Below are 5,359 nucleotides of genomic sequence, written 5' to 3'. Positions count from 1 at the left end.
CCCCCGCTGTGATTCGCCCCGCCTCGCCTTGCCTTCCTCCCGCTTCACCCCCCTCTCATGGGGGAGATCCCTCGAAGGAGCCACGCCGTGTCCGTCCCCGCCGCACCGCCCGGCCAGCCCAAGAAGGCCGCCACGGCCGCCTGGATCGGCAGCGCCCTGGAGTACTACGACTTCTTCATCTACGGCAGCGCCGCCGCCCTGATCTTCCCGACGGTCTTCTTCGACGAGTCCGACCCGGCCACCGCGACCCTGCTCTCGCTGGGCACCTTCGGTGTCGCGTACGCGGCGCGGCCGATCGGCGCGCTGTTCCTCGGGCACTACGGCGACCGGCTGGGCCGCAAGAAGATCATGGTCTTCACGCTGATCCTGATGGGCCTGTCGACGTTCCTGATCGGCTGCCTGCCCACCCGCGACCAGGTCGGCACCCTCGCCCCGGTCCTCCTCGTGATCTGCCGTGTCCTGCAGGGCATATCGGCGGCCGGTGAGCAGGCCAGCGCGAACTCGATGACGCTGGAACACGCGCCGTCGGAGCGGCGCGGCTTCTTCACCAGCTTCACCCTGAGCGGCACCCAGGGCGGGCAGCTGCTCGCCACCCTGGTCTTCATCCCGATCGCCGCGCTCCCCGAGGACCAACTGCTCTCCTGGGGCTGGCGCGTCCCGTTCTGGATGAGCATCGCGGTCGCCGTCGTCGGCTACGTCATCCGCCGCACCCTGGACGAGACCCCCGCCTTCACCCAGCAGACCGAGTCCGGGGGCGTCGCCAAGCTGCCGCTGGCCATCCTGCTGCGCGAGCACTGGGCGGACGTGCTCCGGGTGATCGCGGGCGCGCTGGTCGCCTCGGTCTCCACGATCTTCACCGTGTGGGCGCTGGCGTACGGCACGAGCGACTCGGTCGGCCTGTCCCGTTCGTCGATGCTGTGGGTGGGCGCGCTCGCCAACCTGGTCGCGCTCGCCGCGATCCCGCTGTGGGCCACGCTCTCCGACCGCATCGGCCGCCGCCCGGTGTTCCTGATCGGCGCGGCCGGCAGCGCAGTGATGATGTTCGTCTACCTGTGGGCGATCTCCACCGGCGCCTACCCGCTGGTCCTGGTCCTCGGCATCGTCACCTTCGGTGTCGTCTACAGCGCCGCGAACGGCATCTGGCCCGCCTTCTACGGCGAGATGTTCTCCACCCGGGTCCGGCTGTCCGGCATGGCCATCGGCACCCAGATCGGCTTCGCCGTCGCCGGATTCGCCGTCACCTTCGCCGCGCAGATCGCCGGCCCGGACGGCGACGACTGGTTCGCCGTGGCCCTCTTCACCGCCGCCCTGTGCGTCCCGCCGGTCCTCGCCGCCCTCACCGCCCGCGAGACGCACAAGATCCCCACCGAACTCCTCGGCACCCGTACGCCGCACGAGAAGAACGACCGGGACCGCGTCGCGGCCTGAGCCACGGCGCCCGGTCCCGCCGCGGGTCCCCGGGCACCCCGCGAGGGTGCCCGGGGACCCGCGCGCGTGGTGCCGGTGCCCGCGCGCTACCCCGCCGCGAAGGCGCACGCGGCTCGGCGGCATGATGATCGCACCGCCGCGACCCCGCGGCACCACACCGCAGGGGGACGATGTGCAGCGCGGCGAGGACCCTTACAGAGCCACCCCGCCCCCGTGGCAGGGGCGCCCCCCGGCCGAGACGAGCCGACGGCGCCTGCGAATCGCCCTGCTCGTCCCGCTCGCCGGCGCGGCAGGATGCGGCGTGCTGTTCCTGCTCGGGATCGGCCTGTCCTTCGGGCTGGTGATCCTGAGTGGTCTCGCGCTCCCCGTGCCCGGCGGCAAGCCCCTGACCATGAGCACGGCCGAGATCACGGGCACATGGGTGGACGCGGGGGGCGGGCGTCTGGTGCTGAAGGAGGACGGGACGTTCACCTCGACCGAGATCTGCGGCGACTTCGACGACAACGACGACGACGGCTTCGACGAGGTCCTCGCCCCGAACCCCGGCACGGGCACCTGGGAACGGGACACCCGCAACGGCGTCGGCACGGACGACCCCGTCTCGACGGTCCACCTCACGTTCACGCCGAGCGGGGTACGGGGCACGTACGAAACGCGGGGCACGAAGAAGAAGCCCGACCTGTGGACGTACATCGGCGACCCCGACGAGAAGAGACTGTGCATGCTCGAACGCGCGGAGACCTCCGGCTGAGGCCCCCGGTGATGATGCAGCCGTTGCCGATCAGCCCCTGTGCAGGACCCGCAACCGATGCGGTGCCGCCGGATCCCGGTCGACGACCTGGACCGGCGCCCCGGCCCACTGCCACACCCCGATGCCCGGCACCCGGGAGAAGCTGATCCGGCCGCGGGTGCCCTCCACCGTGACGTGCGGCCAGGACGCGGCGACGCCCGCCCGGTCCGTGCCGTACGAGCGCATGGCCTCGGCAAGCACCGCGACCGTGTCGTAGCCCTCGAAGGCGACGAAGGAGGGCGCTTCCCCGAGCCGATCACCGAGGACCCTCCCGACCCGTGAGCCGAGGGGGCCGAGCCGGTCGCGGTCGTAGCTGAGGAACGGCACCCCGGCACCGTCGTCCCCCAGTGACGTCACCCAGCTGGCGAGCTCCGGTTGCCCGGCCGGAGCACCGATCAGCACCTCGGCGAGCCGGCGGTCACGGCGGACGGCCCGGACGATCTGCACCGCCGGGTGCGGATGGCCGACCAGCAGGAGCAGGGCCGTCGCGCGCCGGTCGGCGAGCGCGTCGCACACGCCGGCGGGGGTGAGCGCGCCGCTGTCGATTTCGTCGACGGTGCCGCCGTACGCGGCGAGGTGGTCCCGCAGGACGCGGGTCCCGGCCGCCCAGTAGACGCTCGGCTGGGTGACCACGGCGATACGGCTGTGGCCCGCGCCGAGGAGGTGGTCCGCGTAGATCCGCCAGCCCCGGGACTGCGGCGGCGAGAGACGCGCGACCCGGTCCGTCGGCTGGTCGGTGAGCGCGTCGAGGACCGCCGACGAGCAGAGGTACGGCAGGCCGAGGGCGTCGGCCCGTCCTGCGGCGGCGCGGGCGACGACGCTGTGGTACTCCCCGACCAGGGCGGCCACCCCGAGGTGCGCCAGCTCCTCCACGGCCGCCGAGGCCCGCAGCGGATCGGCCGCGGTGTCCCTGACCACCAGTTCGAGCGGCCGCCCGGCGACACCGCCGGAGTCGTTGACCTCGCCCACGCCCACCTCGAGACCGGCGAGCAGATGCCGGCCCGCCTCGACCCAGCCGGGCGGGCTCAGGGGGGCGAGTGCGCCGATCCGGATCGGCCCCCCGGTGTCGTCCGCGTGCCGGTCCGGGCCGGGCTCACCTGTGATCATGCGGGTCATTGCATCCACCGTCGGCGCCGACGGGCAAACCAATATCGCGGTAGACACTGTCTACCACCTCCTGGTAGACAGTGTCTATGGAAGAACGGAACACGGGGCTGCGGTCCCGACTCGTGGACGTCGGGGTCGAGTTGGTGACGGCGGAGGGCGTGCAGGCCCTGTCGTTGCGGGAGATCGCACGGCGGGCCGGGGTGTCGCACGGGGCGCCTCGCCGCTACTTCCCCACGCACCTGGAGCTGCTGTCGGCCATCGCGCGCCGGGGGTTCGAGGAGCTGGCGGGCCGGGGGGTCGCGGCCCTCGGGGACGGCACGGCGGGTCCGCGGGAGCAGATCGCGACGCTGGGGCGCGTGTACCTGGACTTCGCGCTGACCAACCGGGGCATGCACGAACTGATGTTCCGTCACGATCTGCTGGAGAGCAACGAGTTGGGGCTGCGGGACGCCAGCCTCCCGATCTTCGCGCTGTTGGTGGATCTCGTCGGGCGGGCCCGGCCCGACGCCGACGCGCGGCTCGTCGCGGGCGCCCTGCTGGCGAACCTCTACGGCATCGCCCAGCTGTGGACCTGGGGCAGCCTCCAACTCACCACGGGGGCCGACGACTTCGCACCCCTGCTGCGCACCGCGCTGGACGCGCACCTGGGGAGCGAAGGGCGGTGACGGCGCCCACGACGGAGGCCGGGGTCCACCGGCACGGACCCGTGTCCGTCTCCCCGTATCACCGCCGCCTCACCCTCGCGAGCAGCGTGCTCGGTGCCGTGCTCGTCGCCCTCGACGGAACGGTGCTGACGATCGCCCAGCCGACTCTGCAGCGCGACCTGGACGCCTCACTCACCCAGGTGCAGTGGACCAGCACCGGATATCTGATCGCGGTGGCCGGGCTGCTGGTGTTCGCGGGACGGCTGGGCGACCGGTTCGGGCATCGGCGGGTGTTCGCCTGGGGTGTGCTGGGGTTCGGCGCGGCCTGCGCCGGGATCGGGTTCGCGCCCGATGTGGGCTGGGTGATCGGGCTGCGGGTGGTCCAGGGCGTCTTCGGCGCGCTGCTGCAGCCCGCCACACTCGGCATGCTGCGGGCGGCGTTCCCGCCCGACCGGCTGGCCATGCCCATCGCGCTGCGGACCAGTGCCATCGGGGTGGCGGTGGCGGCCGGTCCGCTGGTCGGCGGTGTGCTCGTCGACCGGCTGGGCTGGCGGACGGTGTTCTTCCTCAACGTCGTACCGGCCCTGATCATGGGTCTGCTGGCGCTGGCGGTGCGCGCCCCGCTCGCGCGGAACACGACGCGGGCACCGCGCGCCCGGCTCGACCTGCCCGGCGCCGCGCTGCTCGCCGTGACCCTGGCGGCTCTCGTGCACACGCTGGTCGGGGTGCCGGAGCACGGCTGGACGGCCACCGGTGTGCTCGGCGTGCTGATCGCCGCCGCGTCCGCCGTCGCCCTCGTACGGCACGAACGGCGAACCCCCGACCCGCTGTTGCCGTCCGCCGTGCTCGGTGCGGCGCCGGTGCGCGCGGCGCTCGGGCTGCTGGTGACCGCCTCCGCGGCGATGCTGGGCGCGTTGTTCGCGTGCAGCTTCGTCCTCCAGGACGTGCTCGGCATGGACCCGCTGCGCACCAGTCTCGTCGCGCTGCCCGGCGGCGTGACGATGGTGCTCGGGGCGCCGCTGTCGGCGGTCCTGCTGCGCAGGTGGGGCGCCCGTCCCACGGCTCTCACGGGGAGCGTGCTGCTCACCGGCGGTGTGCTGACGCTGTCCCGGCTCGGCCCCGGGTCGTCGACGACGCTGATCGGGGGCGGGTTCCTGCTGCTGGGGGCCGGTTTCGGCGCGCTGATGGTCACCGCGACCGCCGTCGTCGTACGGCATGCGCCGCCGGAGGCGGCCGGGGTGGCGGGCGGGCTCCAGCAGACCGCGATGAACGTCGGCCCGACGCTCGGTGTGGCGGCCGCGACCACGCTCATGCCGCTCGGCACCGGCCCTGCGCTGCTGCTCCTGGCCGGTGTGGCCGCCTCGGGTGCGCCTTTCGCCCTGCGAATGCC

5 protein-coding genes are annotated in these 5,359 nt (G+C 73.4%); 4 read left to right on the top strand and 1 reads right to left on the bottom strand.

All coding sequences use genetic code 11. The annotated features are described in order from the left end of the window. The first annotated feature begins 87 nt into the window (after positions 1-87). Positions 88-1,428 carry an MFS transporter gene (locus P1P70_RS39970; RefSeq protein ID WP_319246705.1) on the top strand — a complete coding sequence of 447 codons (1,341 nt, stop codon included), beginning with the start codon at positions 88-90 and terminating at the stop codon, positions 1,426-1,428. A gap of 301 nt (positions 1,429-1,729) precedes the next feature. Next, positions 1,730-2,179 carry a hypothetical protein gene (locus tag P1P70_RS39965; RefSeq protein ID WP_319246704.1) on the top strand — a complete coding sequence of 150 codons (450 nt, stop codon included), beginning with the start codon at positions 1,730-1,732 and terminating at the stop codon, positions 2,177-2,179. Between the two features lie 30 nt (positions 2,180-2,209). Here the strand turns inward: P1P70_RS39965 and P1P70_RS39960 are convergent, their stop codons facing one another. Beyond that, complete coding sequence (locus P1P70_RS39960; protein WP_319246707.1) at positions 2,210-3,325, bottom strand: ABC transporter substrate-binding protein; 1,116 nt, start codon at positions 3,323-3,325, stop codon at positions 2,210-2,212. Positions 3,326-3,411: 86 nt separating this feature from the next. Here P1P70_RS39960 and P1P70_RS39955 point away from each other — a divergent pair, with 86 nt between their 5' ends. Together P1P70_RS39955 and P1P70_RS39950 are read left to right on the top strand one after the other, a co-directional pair. After that, a complete protein-coding gene (locus tag P1P70_RS39955) occupies positions 3,412-3,990 on the top strand; it encodes a TetR/AcrR family transcriptional regulator (RefSeq protein WP_319246702.1) in 579 nt (192 codons plus the stop codon). Further along, a partial coding sequence (locus P1P70_RS39950) for an MFS transporter (RefSeq protein ID WP_319246700.1) occupies positions 3,987-5,359 on the top strand: 1,373 nt, incomplete at its 3' end. The genes P1P70_RS39955 and P1P70_RS39950, both read left to right, overlap by 4 nt.

Source organism: Streptomyces sp. MB09-02B, from assembly GCF_033794485.1.
Classification (GTDB): Bacteria; Actinomycetota; Actinomycetes; order Streptomycetales; family Streptomycetaceae; genus Streptomyces.
This window is presented reverse-complemented; position numbering and strand designations above follow the sequence as displayed.

Coding starts and splice junctions, on each gene's coding strand:
- P1P70_RS39960 (WP_319246707.1), bottom strand. CDS start 3,325: ATGATCACAGGTGAGCCCGGCCCGGACCGGCACGCGGACGACACCGGG.
- P1P70_RS39955 (WP_319246702.1), top strand. CDS start 3,412: ATGGAAGAACGGAACACGGGGCTGCGGTCCCGACTCGTGGACGTCGGG.